Here is a 1,263-nt window from a genome sequence, read left to right on the forward strand (position 1 = left end):
GCTTCCTCCAGATTTCGACTGACGAAGTGTACGGGCAGGTGCTCGACGGGACCTTCTCGGAAGACGACCCGCTCAACCCGCGCAATCCCTACGCTGCGACGAAGGCGGGCGCAGATCTGCTCGCGAACAGCTTCCAGACGACCCACGACCTCCCCGTGGTCATCACGCGAACCAGTAACAACTTTGGCCCGCGACAACACCCTGAGAAGCTCATTCCGAAATTCATCCAGAACGCGGCTGCCGGGGAGGCGCTCCCCGTGTACGGTGACGGGTCCAACGTCCGTGAGTGGATCTACGTCGAGGACAATTGTCGGGCGCTCGATCTCGTGCTACGAGAAGGAGAGATTGGCGAAGTATACAACATCGGCAGCCACGCGGAAAAGACGAACCTCGAGGTTACCGAGGCGATTCTCGATGCCGTCGGCGCGTCCGACGACCTCATCGAGTTCGTTGAAGACCGCGCAGGTCACGATCAGCGATACGCGCTCGACACCGAGAAGATCGAAGCGCTGGGGTGGGAGCCGCAGTACTCTTTCGAGGAGGGGCTCGAACGCGCTGTCGACTACTACCTTGACTGATGGCCGATACGGACCCGATCCCGGACGAGGAATGGAAGTTGATCGTCGCAAACGTTCCGCTCGTCTCCGTCGATCTCGTGATCGACCACGACGGCGGCGTCCTCTTGGGGAAACGCGAGAACGAGCCCGCAAAAGGCGAGTGGTTCGTGCCCGGTGGAACGGTGTTCAAAAACGAACCTCGCACTGATGCTGTCCACCGCGTGGCCAACGAGGAACTCGGAGAACCTGTCGTCATCGACGACTGTCTCGGGACCTACGAACATTTCTACGAAACGGCAGCGGCCGATAGCGTCGATTCGAAACACTATCTCGCGACTGGGTATCGCTGTCACTTCGACCGCGACGATCCCGAGATCGGCGGCGACGACCAACACAGCGCCTTCCAAGTCTTCCGGCCGCCGTTCGAGAATCTCCATCCGTACGTTAAACGATACCTCGACGATCGCTAACCCGACTACTCCCGCACGAGCCGTGCCGCCTGCTCGACATCGGCGGGCGTATTCACGTTCACGCGCTCACCGAGATGGATGGTCTCGATCTCGTACCCTGCCCGAACCAACAGCCCGACCGCTTCGTTCAGCTGGTACTCGCCCTCCGCAGACGGTTGGACCAGCGCACACGCGTGGAACACGTCCGCGGGGAGCAGGTAACACCCAGTCATCACGAGCGTCGATGGCGGGTCGTC

The 1,263-nt window shown here is 61.0% G+C and carries 2 protein-coding genes and 1 pseudogene; 2 read left to right on the top strand and 1 reads right to left on the bottom strand.

Annotation, left to right across the window (positions count from 1 at the left end; all coding sequences use genetic code 11):
- The coding region (locus EXE42_RS15625; RefSeq protein ID WP_137706920.1) for a dTDP-glucose 4,6-dehydratase at window positions 1-578 on the top strand (578 nt) is incomplete at its 5' end.
- A complete protein-coding gene (locus tag EXE42_RS15630; RefSeq protein ID WP_137706921.1) occupies window positions 578-1,027 on the top strand; it encodes a GDP-mannose mannosyl hydrolase in 450 nt (149 codons plus the stop codon). The genes EXE42_RS15625 and EXE42_RS15630, both read left to right, overlap by 1 nt.
- A gap of 5 nt (window positions 1,028-1,032) precedes the next feature.
- On the opposite strand, the pseudogene EXE42_RS15635 reads toward EXE42_RS15630, so the two are convergent.
- A pseudogene (locus EXE42_RS15635) lies at window positions 1,033-1,263 on the bottom strand (sugar nucleotidyltransferase); the annotation flags it as partial.

This window comes from Halorubrum sp. SP3 (assembly GCF_005435195.1).
GTDB classification, from domain to species: Archaea; Halobacteriota; Halobacteria; order Halobacteriales; family Haloferacaceae; genus Halorubrum; species Halorubrum sodomense.